A 15322-nucleotide genomic window follows, 5' to 3' on the forward strand; every position below is an offset into this window, starting at 1 on the left:
ATGCCCTTCTTGTGGTACTAAGAAGGGCATCTTAAGATTCTCATGAAAAAGACGCGTTTTTTAACTGTTACTCTGTCTGTTTTGCTGCACGCTGTCATTATTATGGGCTTTATTCATCTGGCTCAAGAAGAAAAAAATCAACAGCATCAAGCGGTAATGGATGCGCCAGTGATGTCGATTGCGTTAACACACGCTATTGAAGAAACTGCGCCAACAGACTCAGATATGACACCCATGGTTGAGCCTGAAGCGGAGATTGTTCCGCCTGTTGTCGTGGAGACGGCACAGGTAGTGCTACCAAAAAAAGAGAAGAAAATTGAGCGACCTAAAAAAAAGGTCAAAGAGCCAAATAAGCGTTTAAGCGAGAAAAAAGAGGTTGAACAGCAAAAAGTATCTACCAATAAAATAACCAAGTCGGCAATAACACCACAGCAGTCACAACAAGGGGAAACGGCGGCATCTTCCCCTTCGATGGGGAAGGTGGGGCAACCTAAAAATGGGATGTCAAACCTAGCAGATACTCAGCAAATCAATGCATACAGGGAAAAATTACGCCAAGAAGTTGAAAGGCATAAACGCTATCCTCGGCGCGCCAAAAGTATGAAGAAACAAGGTGTTGCTCAAGTCCAATTTAGGTTAACGGAGACGGGAGAAATAATGTCAGCGCGTATTGTGAGTAGTTCAGGTAGTGAACTATTGGATAACGCTGCGCTCGCTGCTGTTGAAAAAAGCCAGTCAGTAGGGAAGCCACCTTCCGGCTTTGCTCACATAGTCACCTTTAAAATTGAATTTAAATAGCGATTGTGGGTGGCACACATCATTCAGTTGCCGTAGATATTTTTTCGCCAATAAAGTTAATCGTTGAAATCCCTTTTTCACAGGCTGTTTCTTTCAGTGTAGAAGGGGTTTTTTCTGCTGATTTTTTAAGGTTGTTTAGCTGCTTAACATATTTTTCTGAACCTGCAATTGTCGGGTTCTCTTCTAAATAACCTATCAGTGAATCTATTTGTTGATAGAAATAGTCGCATTGACTTTGATTAGGTTCAATTTTCTTGAAATTTTTTAGCCCTTCGGGAATTAAGTTTGCTGTATTATCTTTAACTAATTCAGCATATTGCCCATTTTTAATTTGTTCGACAGTTGAGTCAATTTTGCTTTTTAAGTTAAAAAACAGAGCTCCCACGACAATAATGGTGATCAGCAATACCACATTTACAAAAAGGCTAATTGGCAACAAATACTTTTTCATAGTAATCCCTTAGATATCAGGTTTGTTGTTGATATATGTATTTTTCCATCGAGCCTAATATAGCACTTAACTTGAATTACAGTAAAATAAAATATGCAAGTAACCTCTAATATTAAAACGGTGATTAAGTGTCTCTAGAACAAAAGTAATTTTTAAGGCAAACAGTATGGTGCTACAGCATAGGATAAATAAACTACCTGTTTATAGGGTACAAAGGAGATTGCATAAAACGCATTGTTTATTTGCATAAAGAATCAATGTTCAGTGATCCGCTAGCGAAGTATATTAGGTTTGATTCCTTAGGATATAAAGGAAAAATGCAGTAGCCAGTAAATTATTTCTGTTGGTGAAGAATTATTCAGGCTGATATTCTTTTGAGTTTGTTATTCGCCATATTAATCACGATGGTGAGAGTCTAAAATTTCAAACGAATATTATTCGCTTAATTCCCCATTCAGTTTGAATTTAGTTAATGCTTATTAATAATTTTATGATTGCGTTTTTAAAATCTGAACTCGCTATATGTTTTATTTTATTTTTATTAATTAGCATTTTAATTTATGGATAAAAACCTATCGACTGCTGGGTTTTTATCAATCATTTTATATTAATCAGTCTAAGGTTATTTTATGAATAAAGTATTATTTTCTATTATAGCAACATTTTTTTTTGTTCTTCAGCGGTAGCACAATCACAGGCTCACGATAAGGTACGTACGCATGAAAATGCGCTGATTGCTTTAAGTTTTACAGAAAACAGTACCTCTCAAGCTAACCAAATTGCGATGGCTAGGCATGCTGAAAAAGCCAATATTGAAAAACCAACGATTAATGGCCTATCGAAAACGTTTTCAAATATGGATGCCCATGAAAAAGCCGCGACGGCATTAAGTTTCACAGAAAATAGCCAATCGTATGCTGTACAACGTGTGATTAATCAACATATGGCAAGAAGCCAAACTAAATAAGCTTAATGAAATAGCGCATAGACACTCTATGCGCTATTCAGCATTTAGCAATGTGAATTAAAATAGTTTTTTCTGGGGAGGCCCTGAGAAATTCATTTTACCAATATTTTCCATAAGGACTTCTACAACGACAGGCTGTTTTAATTCGACGGCACGTTGTAACGTAGATTTAAAATCTTCTGCCTTATCAACGGTTAGTGCTTTAATTCCCATTGATTCTGCTAATCGCGTAAATGAAGGAGTGAGTAACTCATTATAATATTGCCGATCAGCGAAATATTTCTCTTGGATCCCGCGCATAACACCATATCCATGGTCATTCATAATAAGAAGCACAATCGGTAGTTGCTCTTGTGCCATGGTAGCAAGCTCCCCAATACCTAGCATTAAACCACCATCGCCAACTAAGCCAATAACGGGAGTCTGAGGATTCGCTTTAGCGCTACCGATAGCCATTGCTAAGCCTAATCCAATCGCACCAGCCAAAGAGTGAATATTGTGTAATGGCTGAGTCGCTTTTAGTAAGCGGCTTCCCCATAAGCTACCTGAAACGGTGATATCTCGCACAAATATACCGTGATCTGGCAGTGCCTGCTCAACCGCATCGCTTAATTGGCTGTATGGTCCACATTGCGCTCTGAGTTGTGCTTCGGCTTGCTGAGTGGCTTCTTGGACTTGTTGTTGCCATTGTGGTGAAATTGTTCGCTTAGCTTGCTCGAGTTTGCTGGCTAATGCGTTCAGAATACTATGGCAATCGGCAGTAACCACCAAATCTGCACGATAGTTTCGATTAGCCGCTAGCGGATCGATATCAATTTGAATTAAAGGTTGCGGCAAGGGTAATGACCACGTTTTGGTTTCATTACTGCGTAAACGAGAGCCAGCGACGAGTGTGATATCGCAAGAACGCATCAATTTATCAATAGCATCTGCGTTATGGAAAGCGCGTAAGCTAAATGGATGTTCGTCAGATAAAATACCTCGCCCATGCGTACTACTGATCACGGCTACCCCCTGATCTGCCAATTTTTTAATCGCATCAGAGGCGTGTAGCGCACCACCACCAATCCATAATAAAGGGCGTTGTGCATGCTGTAATTTTTGCCAAATCGCATCGACTTGATCCGCCGTTGCTTCTGGTAAAGGTTGAACTGTCAGTGGTGCGCTGAGTAGCGATAAGGGAACTTGTGCGCTTTGTATATCAATCGGTATTTCGATAGAGACGGGGCCACAAGGAACGGTTTGTGCAACTTGAATGGCTTTATGTAAGACGGCAACCGCTTGTTCGGCGCTATGGACGCGAAATGCTTGCTTAGAGCTGGCTTTTAAAAAGCCAAGTTGATCGCGCGTTTCGTGAATAAAACCGGCATCCATATCCAGATACGCTTTTTCTACTTGCCCTGTAATATGGATAATTGGCGAGCAAGCATTCATGGCTTCAATCATTGAGCCCACGGCATTACCCGCGCCGGCTCCTGTGCTGGTTAAGGCGACGCCAAGTCCGGTGAAGCGACCATGTGCATCAGCCATGGTAACGGCACCCGCTTCCCCACGACTAGGGGTGAAGTCAATCACGCCACGGCGACCAATTGCATCTGCAATCGGCAGGTTGTGGATTGAGATAACGCCATAGACGGTACTGACTTGGTATTGTTCTAATGTTCTGGCGATCGCCTCGCCAACCGTGATTGTCTCATACATAGTGTTCTCCTTTAGAATTCGATAACCAATAATTTGCAACGTGAAGATATTTACGGATGCATGGTCATTTATTCACACCAACGGTTTGGTTGTGGGTTTAGTGCCAGAAAAATACTTTTTTGCTGCATATAAGCTTTGAGGCTTTCAAGGCCTTTTTCTCTACCGAGTCCACTCTCTTTAAACCCACCAAAAGGTGTTGAAATGGAGAAAACTTTGTAGGTATTGATCCAAACAGTACCAACGTCTAAAGCATCTGCTAATTTAAAGGCGCGAGTGTAATCTTGCGTCCAGATCCCCGCAGCAAGGCCATAAATAGAATCATTGGCTTCTTCTATGAGTTGCGTTTCATTATCAAAAGGGATAACGACCAGTACAGGCCCGAAGATCTCTTCTTGGCAGACAGAAGCTTGGTTATTCAGCCCTTCAATAATGGTTGGTAAATAATAATTCCCTGCTTGTAAGTTAGGGTCTTGGGGGATAGCTCCGCCAAGGCGAATTGTGCCACCTTCAGCGATTGCTTGGTTGACGTAGCGAATAACACTTTCTCGGTGTTCGGGGGATATCAAAGGGCCGACATGAACCCGTTCTTGGCGAGGGTCTCCGATAATGAGTTGTTGAGTCAGTGCAGTGAGCTTTTCCATAAAAGGTTCATAAACAGCACGTGAGACGAACAGCCTAGAGCCTGCAATACAAGCTTGCCCCATTGAACTGAAAATACCATAACAAACGCCATGTGCCGCAAGGTTGAGATCCGCATCTTCTAAGACAATAGTAGGAGACTTACCACCAAGCTCTAGTGACGTTGTGATCAGTTTTTCTGCCGCAATATGTGCGAGTTGTCGGCCTGTATTGGTGCCGCCAGTAAAGGATATTTTTTTCACTAAAGGATGGCGGACAAGTGCATCACCAACGATAGAGCCTTTACCGGGGAGTACGCTGAGTAAGCCACTCGGTAGACCCGCTTGCTCAAATAATTCCGCGAGTTTCAATGAGATAAGCGGGGTCGCCTCGGCGGGTTTTAATATCACAGCATTGCCCGCAGCTAGTGCAGGTGCAATTTTTTGCATATCGCTAGCAATCGGTGAATTCCATGGTGTAATAGCGGCAATAACACCTAGGGGTTGATATGTACTTAATGTCATCATATCGGGCTGGCGACGAGGAGGCAGCTCTCCGCCACTGACTTCGCATACGGCGGCAAAATAACGGGCTGTTGCCGCGGCACTCATGACTAGCCCACGAGCTTCTGCCCAAGGTTTACCATTGTCGAGAGTTTGTAAGCGGGTTAGCTCGTCTGCTTGCTCTTCGATTAGCATACTGACGTTGTGTAAAATAGTCGCGCGTTGATGTGGGGGCATATTGCGCCAACTTGGCGCTCGCCATGCACGCTCTGCCGCCTGAACCGCTTCTTCAACATCACTTACACTGGCGCTGTTGAGCGTGGCGACAATGTGTTGGTCACCCGGAAAGCGAGAGCACATTTCATTACCGCGCCCTTGTTGCCATCGTCCACCGACAAATATATTGAGTTTTTTCATGGGAATTCTCCAGTCAGATAATGGCATCTTGATCTGCAATGCGACGGCAAATTTCGACGGCACTTAATGCAGATAGCAGGGATGTTTTAGGATTTGAAGGTAATGGGTTACCATTTAATTCGATACAAAAATGGCCAAAATCACCAGTAACCTCAATGCGATGACTATTTTTCTTGGTCGTCGGGTCGACCATAAGTTCGACTTTTGTTTTATCCATACCGATACCGTAGAGGGCAACCGTCGCCGCCACATTGGCATTTGCGGGGAATTTCAGTGCCGCCTCGCGTGCTGTTCCGTGGAAAAAAACCGTTGGCTCTGTAACCGTATCAAGGTCGATGTAATTTTCAGCCGGACCATTGCGCCAGCTGGCAGGACTTTTACGTGATTGGTAGGTCACTTGGCGGATTGCGGCTTCTTTTGCACAACGTAGTCCATCGAGACCAGCAACAGCCCCTGATAATGGGATAAAGATAGCGTGGTGTTGTTGAGCTTTTTGGCTTAGCGTTTGTGCTAATTGCGCATCCGCCAATGCGCCGGTTGAAATCACGGCTAGCGTCCAGCCTTTTTCTAAAACCATGGGGGCATACTGTTTGACAGCATGTTGACTAGCACACTCCAAGACTAAGTCTGGTTTTTGTGAGGCGTGCGTCGGGCAGCTTAGTGGTATCACACGGTTTTGAAAGCGTTGTTTGATATCATTGTGGTGATGTTCGCGAGCCACTATCCAGCCTAGCTCAATCCCAGCAGGAAGCCGTTGGATCACTTCATTCGCCATAGCACCATATCCGATAAGCATCAGTGTTTTCATCATCGTTCCCTTAAATGTGGTGGCAAAAACCGCCGGAGACATCTAACGCCGCACCAGAGGTAAATGAAGCCATTGGTGAAGCTAAAAACACCAATGCTCTAGCAGGCTCTTCTGGTTTCCCTAAGCGTTGCATTGGAATGCCGCGTTTTTTGGCGATCTCACCAATCCAACTGTGCCAATCAAGACTTTTGTCGCTACGCGCCTCAAAGCGGCGACGCCATTGCTCTGACTCCACCATGCCGAGCAAGATAGAATTGACACGAATGCCTTTCGGCAGAAGGGTTTTCGATAGATTAAGCGTGAGATTGAGTAAAGCCGCGCGAGCGGCAGAGGTCGCTACCATATGAGGCTCTGGTTGTCTTGCTAATAGCGAGTTGACACAGGTAATTGACGCGATATCTGACTGTTCTAACAAGGGCATAAATGCATTAACGGGATTGATAACGCCAAACAATTTAAGTTGCGCTTCTTGTAACCAAGCTTCTTCAGGCGTATCAGCGTAGTGAGCCACATATCCTTGACCTGCATTATTAATCAGTAAATCGACTTGCCCAAAATGTGTTTGTACTTGCTGTGCAAATGCCTCAGTTTGCGTTTTATCCAGCACATCGCAACAGACAGCGAGCAACTTAGCGTGTGGATAGGCCGCCTGTAATGCGTGATGTGCCTCGGTCAGTTTATCTTGGTTTCGACCACAAAAGGCGACATGACATCCTTCGGCTAACAGGAGTCGGACTGTGGCTAGGCCAATTCCTGAACTTCCTCCAGTGACGACGGCGACACGATTTTCTAATTGTAAATTCATAGCGCTTTCCTTAATCAAACTTCTACTACGGCATAGGTCGCCAAAAATTGCTTCAGGTAATGGTTAAATGGCTGAGATGCATCGAGATAACTTGCATGTCCTGCTCGTTCAATATAGGTAAGGGGGCAACTGTGTTGCTGAGCGAGCATGTGCACTTTTTCAGGCGGCGTAATGGTGTCATCAAGGCCAACAACCATTTGGACGGGGCCTGAATAAAGATTGAGGTAACGGCTAATATCATCGTGAGCCAACATCCATGCTGCGGCTAAGAAACCGCGAGGGTTAAGTTTACGCATGGTTTGCCTTACCCAATCAATCTGTGGTTCACTGGCAGATGAGCTTAGTAGGGCGGCGGCACGATGCTGTGCATAATATTCAATACCTGAATTGAAGACGATTTCTCGTCGTTGTTCATAAACCTGTCTCTGTTCAGTTTTATGTTTAGTTGCGTAGCCTTGCGCCGGATTGGCTAAAAATAAACCTTTTATTTTTTGTGGATATTTTGCAGCGAACGCACAGGCCATGATGGCACCAAGTGAATGACCAACCAATACAACTTGAGGAAGATCTAAGCCATCGATAAAGGCCGCTAATGCTTCTGCATAGTCATTGGCGGTTGGGGTGTCGGTAGTCAGTGCTCGGCTATTGAGGTAGCCTGGTGCATCCCATGCCAGCAAGCGGTATTGCTGGGTCAGTGATGAATCTGTCAGTTGATAAATCCACGATGCAGAGCCTGAGCTAATACCATGAAGTAAGATCACCGTTTCACCGTTCCCGGCTTCACGCCAATTCAAATGATATGAGCCGAATTCAGCGGTTTGGATAGTGGGTAAATGTTCAATAGGCAGTTTCATCACTGAATTCTCCTGTTAACTACGTTTGACTTTTGATAATGGATGATCGTCTGGGTAAGTCGGAATGGCAGGCTTAGGCGTACCGATCATTACGCACATCAACGCTTCTTCTTCACCATGATTAAATAAACCACGGTAAATCCCAGCTGGAACCGAAATTAGGTCACGCTCTTTGAGCACGGTTTCATACTCCTCATCCCCATCTTTAATAAATAAGGTGATGGTTCCTTTGAGCATGAAAAAGACTTCTTCAACATCAGGGTGCAGGTGCAGCGGTCCTTCACACTTTGAGGGCAGTACCATAGTTGAGAAGGTAAAGTTTTCCGCGGGAACGGTATTGGCATCGTTGGCAACCCCTGTCGCCCCCGTACCGATGTAACGCATCTGCGCCCGACGGTATTTAGGGTCAAAATCCGCCTGAAATTTCAATGCATTCCAGTCATATTTGCGGCCTTCAAAACGGGCGATGCGTGATTCAACCCAATCCGCCATCGAGATGCCTTGTGGTTTTATTTGATTCAGTTGTTGTGACATAGTGATATCTCCTGATATTGAGTAGTTAAATCAGTATCTTTTTATAAGGGGGATAAGTAATACGCTGCCGATCAAACCGATAATGACAATAAATAACAGGCCACTATCCATATTGTGGGTGAGGGTGATTAATACCCCCATTAACAACGGTGCGGCGGCACCCGCAAGGTTGCCTAATCCATTGAAAATACCGCCAGCGAGTGCACTGACTTGCTTTTGTGTCGCTTTGGCCAGAAGAGCAAATATATTTGGAGCACCAGCCCCCCACATAAACATGCTAAAGGCCATCATTAAAATAATGCTGTAGGTACTGGTGAGAAATAGCACACCTGAAAGACCGATTACGGCGCCAAGTAATGAGATAAAACAGACTAAGGCACGACGATCATAACGGTCAGAAATCCATGCTCCTATCGCTTCACCAAATAACATGGCGATAAAGGGGAGTGAGGATAAGATCCCCGCGTGCTCTAAATTGATTGATTTGCCTTTGATTAAATAGCTTGGTAACCAGCCGTTCATGCCCCAGAGGTAAACTAAGAAGGCAATATTAAATAAGCAGATAATCCAAAAATGGCTATTGCGTAACAGGGTATTACGTTGAATTTTAGCTTCTGCCATGTCTTTGGTAGAGACTTTGCCATCCACGTTTTGTGTTTGCTTATTGACTAAATTGGGGTGGCGAATGCCGATAACGACTAGCCACCATACGGGTACAGTGAAAGCCGCCATAACGAAAAAGGTGCTTTGCCAGCCAAAATTATTCAGTAAGTACAAGGAAATTGGAAAACCAAGAGCCGCACCAATAGGCGTGCCTAATAACCAAAGCATTGTCGCTCTTGCTTGCATTTTTTGTGGAAAAGTACGGCGCACGATGGCATAGGAAATGGCAAGTAATGGCCCTTCAGCAATACCTAGTAATACTCGAAGAAAAACCATTGTGGCGTAATGGTGAGTAAAACCCATAAAAATCATTAAAATACACCAGCTACTGATCATAAATAGCAGCATTTTGGTGGGGTGAAATTTATCGCCAATCCCACTGAGCAGCATGGATGACACGCCATAGGCAAACAGGAATGCACTCATCAATAGCCCAAGACGTGTGGGATCAAAATCAATTCCTAGAGCTTTTTGGAACTGTTCATCAGAAAATAGGGCGGCAATACTAATTTTGTCGAAAAAAGCTAACAGTACGCAGGAAAATAGTGCGATTGGGATCAACCAGTTCACGCTTTCTTGCGGTGATGCCATTTCATTTTCTTGTGTCACTGAGGGCACGGGTATCGGTTGGTTTGCCATATTATTTCTCCTACCTGCACATTTACTTCAGTGACATCAGTGAAAAATTAGGATCTGCAAGTTCCGATGGGGATAACTTGCGGCTGTTTTGCATCCACCTTTTGCCTAGCTTGATGGAACGAGGGTCATTAAATGCGACCATCTGAACTAATTCGTTGTCATCATTCAGTGAAAAATGCACTTCAGCATTTGGTGTGATGCGTTGAATATGTTGGGTTGCTAGTGGGGTTGGGATCCCTAAAATCTGGATATTGTCTTGATATTGATCTGACCATAGCCATGCAGGGTCATTAAAATCCTCACTGTGGGCATTAAGCATGGCTTTGGCGGTGGTAATGGCTTGGTTTTGTGCATAAGCCCAAGATTGTAAACACAGGGATAATGTGGGATGACAAGCAACATCGCCAGCAGCATAAATATCAGGGTGAGATGTTTGCCCTTGTCCATTGATCACAATACCGTGTGTGACTTCAAGGCCTGCTGTTGCCGCTAGCTCAAGATTTAATTCAACACCGATCCCCATAACAGCAAGATCAAAGGATTGGCTAGGCTGCTTAGCACAACTGATCCGTAAATCATCGTGACTTTCATCGAGCAAAATTTCGCCACAATCGGTTATGATTTCTACTCCCGCTTGCTGGTGGCGTTGCGCGAGTGCGTTTGAAACAGATGCAGGTACACTACGCTGACATAAGCGCTCTTGGCGTTCAAAAACGGTAACGTCAATGCCCATTTGGCGTGCAGATGCCGCAACTTCTAAGCCAATCCATCCACCGCCAATAATGGCCATTTTTTTAGCGGACAATAGCGCTTCACGTAAACGTTGCCCATCATCCCAAGTACGCAGTGCAAATACGCGAGGATGCGATTGCCAAGCAGAAGAGAGAAAACGGGGCCGGCCTCCCGTTGCAATTAATAATTTATCAAAAGCTAAATGGCGACCATCACTGAGCTGCACCTGCTTTTTGTTGGCATCAATATGGGTCGCACGAACAGGGCGATACCAAGTCAAATTCAGAGAGTCCGTTTCATCTTCACTAAATAGGCGTGATAGAGGGGTGCCCTCCTGTTTCAAAGCTGCCTTTGATAAAGGCGGTCGTTCATAGAAATCATGTGGCTCATCACTAATAACAGATAAAATGCCTTGGTAGCCTTCATCTCGTAATGTTTTTGCGGCCCAGCCACCGGCTTGCCCGCCGCCGATAATGACAATACCGCCATTAATAAGTTGTGTCATGGCATCACTCCTTGTCTTTTTTCACTTGTCGGCGTGTTTCGTGGTCGATACCACCTTCAACCGCCCATTCGGTAAAGGAAACGAGAGAGTGCTCTAGTTCACGGGGTTGCCATTTTTCGGTTAGATAGTCGTCGTTGGTGTAGTACTCAAACGCACCGCCCGTTGGGCTATTGACATACCAGAAGTAGGCAGACGAAATAGGGTGACGACCCGGGCCAATAAAAGTACTCCATTTTTGGCGGTTCATGGCGAGGCCACCGCCAATCACCTCATGAATATCGCGAACCGTAAATGCCACATGATTCAGGCCCCGCCCGCGATGAGGCAGCTTGAGTAGGAATAAATTATGGTGGCAACCATTAATTTGTGTACGTAAAAAAACCGCACGGTCGATATAACGGTCAGACACTTGGAAGCCCAGTTTTTGGCAATAGAATGCTTCTGTGGCCTGTAGGTCATCAACAAAAAAGACCACATGACCAATATTAATGGGGGTTGCTTTGTCATAAACAGGGCTTGGCGCATCAATACGACGAATATCTCCCCACTGGTTGATAGGGGAAATATCGACGGTAACATCTTGTTGTTGGCTAATCGTAAAAGCCACCGTCATACCGTTCGGGTCAAGGCACTGTGCCCCATCAGAGGTGAGTTGAAAGCCTGCACAATCTTCAATCTGTTTGATGACCTGTTCGAGTGTAACGCGGTCTTTTACGCCCCAAGTGATCCGTCGTAAGGTGGAGCCTGATTCAAAAGGTGTAGGCAAGCGGGGATCATCAATCGATGAAAGGGCGACGCTTGCACCGGACAGTGTTGTAAAATAAGAAGGGTTATTGGGTGATGTTTGCAGTCCAAAATCCTGCAAGAATTGCTGACAAGCGGCAAGGTTATCAACACCAAACTCTAATTTTTCAATACCAATGACTGACATAATTTGACCCTCTATATAATCGTTTTTTATTGCCGACCTTGTTTTTGGGCAAGCAGAGGCCTGAGGCTTATGGCAATAAACCTAATATTTAGTTTTATTTATGGGTAACGCTATACCGCTTTAGCGGAGGTTATTCCGCCAATAAACTCAGTAAGTTTTTGGGCTGCATTGCTCACTTCATTTTGTAATCGTTGGCGTTCTTGCGCGGGAATGCTATCCATTGGCACCATAATACTGATCGCCGCCTCGACACCGTGGTCTCGGTTGTAAACAGGGTAAACAATGGAAGAGATACCCCGACGGTAAAAAGACTCTCCGATAACATAACCCCGTAGCCGGTCTGCTTGGATCATTGTCCAAAATGCCTGTTTACTTCCCGCATCATCAGGTAACTCATCATCAGGATAGAGGGTATCGAACTCCTCTCGACTTAAGCCACTAAGTAACATCCGACCAATTGAGGTGCGGTGAGCTAATAACCGAGTACCAACACTCACGTGGTTAATTTTTGATTCGGCAGCACTAACCCGAGCAATATAAATAATGTCTCGCCCATCGCGTATGACGAGGTGACTATTGCACTGGCTACGGTCGCGTAATTGTTCAATGATCGGTTGGCCTAACTGTGTTAGATCGAGTGAGGCAATGTACCCTAAACCTAAGCTAAGCACTTTGCGACCGAGTGAAAAAGCCCCTGTCCTTGGGTGTTGTTCGATAAAGTCTAAATGCACCAAAGTTTGTATTGCACGATAGGCCGTCGCTTTCGGCATATCGATTAGACGTAAAATTTCAGCAAAGGTTAGCTCTCGGTGCTGCTGTGCTAGGAGTAACAAAAGCTGCAATCCTTTTTCCAAACCGGGGATCAAATATTTGCATGTTGAACTCAAAGCGTTAACCTCCCCGCATTAAGCGGCGTCTTTAGTTAAATACAAACCCACCATTGACGGGGATCAGTTGGCCCGTCACAAAATCGGCCATTGGCGAAAGCAAATATAAGACAGTACCGGTCACATCTTCGGGCTTTTGCTCCCCTTGAATAGCACGCCCATTTTCATAAAGCTGGTGGCGCTCAACTGGTACATATTCGGTGGCTTCAACTTTAGTTAGGCCAGGCGCGATAGCATTGACACAGATCCGGTGTGTGCCAAGCTCCCTTGCCATTGAGCGTGTCATGCTAATAATTGCCCTTTTGCTCGCGACGTAAGCCATCAGCTTAGGGGCGCCCCATAGAGCTGTATCAGAAGCAATATTCACTATCTTGGCATTTCTACTTTGGCGCAAAAATGGGAGTGCCGCCTTTGTCACTAACCATGTGCCTCTTACATTAACGGTCATGACGCGATCCCATAGATTTAAGTCATACTCATCCAATGTTTTGCCGCCAACGCCAGTGGCAAGGGCGGCATTATTAACGAGGCCATCAATATTGCCTTGTTGACCAATCTGCTGAAAAACATGCGCTATGGCCTCGGGGTCGGCAATATCTAAGTTAAAACCATCGGCAGTCAAACCGGCTTGGCGTAGCTGGGTAATGCTTTGCTGTAGGCGATCACTTAATATGTCGCACAGGATGACGTGAGCACCTTGTTGTGCGATCGCTTTCGCAAATTCAAAGCCTAAGCCTCTTGCTGCACCCGTAATGACGATGCGTTTGCCTGCCAGTAAATTATGCATTTGACGTTTCCTTATTATAAATTTGGTCAAATTGCTTTTTGGCTTCACGTTGCATAATACGGCGTAGGCGAGATAGCCCAACATCATGCTGATAAAGGAACTCATGTTGGCGAGCATTAGGCGCCATATTTTCAAGGATAATACGGTCTTGCTCTAAAACATCCCAATGTAATCCCTCTAAGCGATTACGGTACATAAAGCGCCAGAGATCACGTTGCCAATCTTTTACTTTACGGATACGCCAAAAGAAGACCCGGGTATTGAAGCGATCTTCTGGCACAACCATTCCGATGATCCAGAAGTGGCCACCCGGTCCGAAACGTTTTTGATAAGGGATGGATAGGCGTAGCCAGTTCGCGCCAGTACTGGCAAATTCAACCCAATCAAAATTCACCCCCATTTGGTCATTTTTGCGGAAGATAAACCCATTTTGAGTCGGTTCTAAAATCATCTCTGATTGCTTATCACCGTCCGCCATTGAATGCGAAGAAGAGTGGAGATAAGTGCCATGCATGGGATCCATGACATTTTCGAGTGCATATTGATAATTACAATGCCAAGTGGCTGTACATAAGAAATGGCTATGATTTTCACTATCCGCCAGCTCTTCAGGGAACGCTAGCGTCGGTGGCTCTTCATCAGTAATGGCAAAATAAAGAAAGATTGCGCCATGATATTCTTGAACTGGGTAGGTTTTTAGGCACTTTTGACCTTCTAATGGACATTGGCTAACAGCAGGAACATCTTTGACAATACCATCGCCTCCAACTTCAACGCCGTGATACCAGCAGGCAATACGTTCACCTAGGTTCCAGCCCATTGATAAGCGTGCACCACGGTGAGGGCAGCGGTCTTCAAGCGCATGAATTTGACCTTGCTGATCACGCCATAACACAATTTGTTCTTCTAAGCGGGTGATACCGATTGGGTTGCTAGTGACTTCCCAACTGGATAAAACGGGATACCACTGGCCTCTAAGTCCAACGTCTAAATAATCTTGATAGTTCTGAAGTTGTGCATGAGTTGTCATAATCTGCTTCCTGTTGTCGTGGGGTATCGTTGGTTATTATTATTTCTGCGTCACTGGCAGGAGATTAATACCCGTTTACTTGGAGAAATTCGCGAAAACTGGCTTCATTCCATGGTTGTCCTTGTCTATCAAAGAGTTGTCTTTGATTGAGTGCACTAATAATTTGCTCGAGAGTTTCAATACCTGAATCAAATAAGATTTCCAATGTGGCAATGAGAGCGGTTTCGTAGTCATCAGGGAGACGTGAGCGAGTTTGCCAAACGATATTTGGCGCCGTTCCCGGTGCTTGGATTTGCCCTTTACCGCCTTCACGAGCCGGTATAATTTGGTGATTAGCAGGTAAGTAAGGGTTGAAATTCTGTATCGGTTCCATTTCTACTCCTCAATAAAGCTAATTTCGATTTGGTTGTTATTAATGCGAGTCTGGTAGGTTTTGAGATCGCGACCACCTGGCTCACGTAGGCATTTTCCTGTTTTGATATCAAATACAGCCTCATGAAGTGGGCACTCCACTTTGCCATCCTCAACAAACCCTTGACTGAGTAGGGCATAGGCATGAGGGCAAACATCTTCCATGGCGTAATATTGATCATCCACTAAGAAAACACCGATCTCGGTATCATTGACTCGGGCTGAATAAGGAAATTCTTCTTGTACTTGCGAGACATCACAAATCGCGACCCAACTCATAT

The 15322-nt window shown here is 44.8% G+C and carries 17 protein-coding genes; 2 read left to right on the top strand and 15 right to left on the bottom strand.

Going from position 1 to position 15322, the window contains the following annotated elements; all coding sequences use genetic code 11:
- The first annotated feature begins 42 nt into the window (after positions 1 to 42).
- Positions 43 to 798 carry an energy transducer TonB gene (locus tag PSE69_RS07450; RefSeq protein ID WP_053110717.1) on the top strand — a complete coding sequence of 252 codons (756 nt, stop codon included), beginning with the start codon at positions 43 to 45 and terminating at the stop codon, positions 796 to 798.
- A 19-nt stretch (positions 799 to 817) separates the two neighbouring features.
- Here PSE69_RS07450 and PSE69_RS07455 read toward each other — a convergent pair whose 3' ends face one another.
- Positions 818 to 1249 carry a hypothetical protein gene (locus tag PSE69_RS07455; RefSeq protein WP_004918937.1) on the bottom strand — a complete coding sequence of 144 codons (432 nt, stop codon included), beginning with the start codon at positions 1247 to 1249 and terminating at the stop codon, positions 818 to 820.
- A 784-nt stretch (positions 1250 to 2033) separates the two neighbouring features.
- On the opposite strand from PSE69_RS07455, the gene PSE69_RS07460 reads away from it, so the two are divergent.
- Positions 2034 to 2216, top strand: coding sequence for a hypothetical protein (locus PSE69_RS07460; RefSeq protein ID WP_230088949.1), 183 nt, complete (start codon positions 2034 to 2036; stop codon positions 2214 to 2216).
- Between the two features lie 57 nt (positions 2217 to 2273).
- Here the strand turns inward: PSE69_RS07460 and PSE69_RS07465 are convergent, their stop codons facing one another.
- From PSE69_RS07465 to nirD, 14 genes are all read right to left on the bottom strand, one after another.
- On the bottom strand, positions 2274 to 3917 hold the full coding sequence (locus tag PSE69_RS07465; RefSeq protein ID WP_036943825.1) for a thiamine pyrophosphate-binding protein: 1644 nt from the start codon (positions 3915 to 3917) through the stop codon (positions 2274 to 2276).
- 68 nt (positions 3918 to 3985) lie between these two features.
- The gene (locus tag PSE69_RS07470; protein ID WP_121875161.1) at positions 3986 to 5455 is read right to left on the bottom strand and encodes an aldehyde dehydrogenase; all 1470 of its coding nucleotides are present in this window, start codon (positions 5453 to 5455) and stop codon (positions 3986 to 3988) included.
- A 13-nt stretch (positions 5456 to 5468) separates the two neighbouring features.
- Complete coding sequence (locus PSE69_RS07475; RefSeq protein WP_121875162.1) at positions 5469 to 6263, bottom strand: aspartate dehydrogenase; 795 nt, start codon at positions 6261 to 6263, stop codon at positions 5469 to 5471.
- Positions 6264 to 6273: 10 nt separating this feature from the next.
- Entirely contained in the window at positions 6274 to 7068 is a 795-nt protein-coding gene (locus PSE69_RS07480; RefSeq protein ID WP_014658164.1) for an SDR family oxidoreductase, read from the bottom strand.
- 14 nt (positions 7069 to 7082) lie between these two features.
- On the bottom strand, positions 7083 to 7922 hold the full coding sequence (locus PSE69_RS07485; RefSeq protein ID WP_121875163.1) for an alpha/beta fold hydrolase: 840 nt from the start codon (positions 7920 to 7922) through the stop codon (positions 7083 to 7085).
- Between the two features lie 15 nt (positions 7923 to 7937).
- A complete protein-coding gene (locus PSE69_RS07490; protein WP_004918950.1) occupies positions 7938 to 8456 on the bottom strand; it encodes a cupin domain-containing protein in 519 nt (172 codons plus the stop codon).
- A gap of 30 nt (positions 8457 to 8486) precedes the next feature.
- Positions 8487 to 9710, bottom strand: a complete 1224-nt coding sequence (locus tag PSE69_RS07495; RefSeq protein ID WP_376738366.1) for an MFS transporter — start codon at positions 9708 to 9710, stop codon at positions 8487 to 8489.
- A gap of 70 nt (positions 9711 to 9780) precedes the next feature.
- Positions 9781 to 10995: an NAD(P)/FAD-dependent oxidoreductase gene (locus PSE69_RS07500; protein WP_040133049.1), complete on the bottom strand. Its 1215-nt coding sequence runs from the start codon at positions 10993 to 10995 to the stop codon at positions 9781 to 9783.
- Between the two features lie 4 nt (positions 10996 to 10999).
- Complete coding sequence (locus PSE69_RS07505; protein WP_060561322.1) at positions 11000 to 11926, bottom strand: VOC family protein; 927 nt, start codon at positions 11924 to 11926, stop codon at positions 11000 to 11002.
- Positions 11927 to 12036: 110 nt separating this feature from the next.
- Positions 12037 to 12813, bottom strand: coding sequence for an IclR family transcriptional regulator (locus PSE69_RS07510; protein WP_060561321.1), 777 nt, complete (start codon positions 12811 to 12813; stop codon positions 12037 to 12039).
- Between the two features lie 31 nt (positions 12814 to 12844).
- Positions 12845 to 13600, bottom strand: coding sequence for an SDR family oxidoreductase (locus PSE69_RS07515; RefSeq protein ID WP_272675196.1), 756 nt, complete (start codon positions 13598 to 13600; stop codon positions 12845 to 12847).
- Positions 13593 to 14630, bottom strand: a complete 1038-nt coding sequence (locus tag PSE69_RS07520; protein WP_004918962.1) for an aromatic ring-hydroxylating oxygenase subunit alpha — start codon at positions 14628 to 14630, stop codon at positions 13593 to 13595. The genes PSE69_RS07515 and PSE69_RS07520 overlap by 8 nt, the downstream gene beginning before the upstream one ends.
- Before the next feature lie 64 nt (positions 14631 to 14694).
- Positions 14695 to 15003 (bottom strand): recombinase-like helix-turn-helix domain-containing protein, encoded by a 309-nt coding sequence (locus PSE69_RS07525; protein ID WP_004918964.1) that lies wholly within the window; start codon positions 15001 to 15003, stop codon positions 14695 to 14697.
- A gap of 2 nt (positions 15004 to 15005) precedes the next feature.
- The gene (gene nirD / locus PSE69_RS07530; protein ID WP_004918973.1) at positions 15006 to 15320 is read right to left on the bottom strand and encodes a nitrite reductase small subunit NirD; all 315 of its coding nucleotides are present in this window, start codon (positions 15318 to 15320) and stop codon (positions 15006 to 15008) included.
- Positions 15321 to 15322: the final 2 nt, after the last annotated feature.

It is taken from the genome of Providencia sp. PROV122 (assembly GCF_028482365.1).
Classification (GTDB): Bacteria; Pseudomonadota; Gammaproteobacteria; order Enterobacterales; family Enterobacteriaceae; genus Providencia; species Providencia stuartii.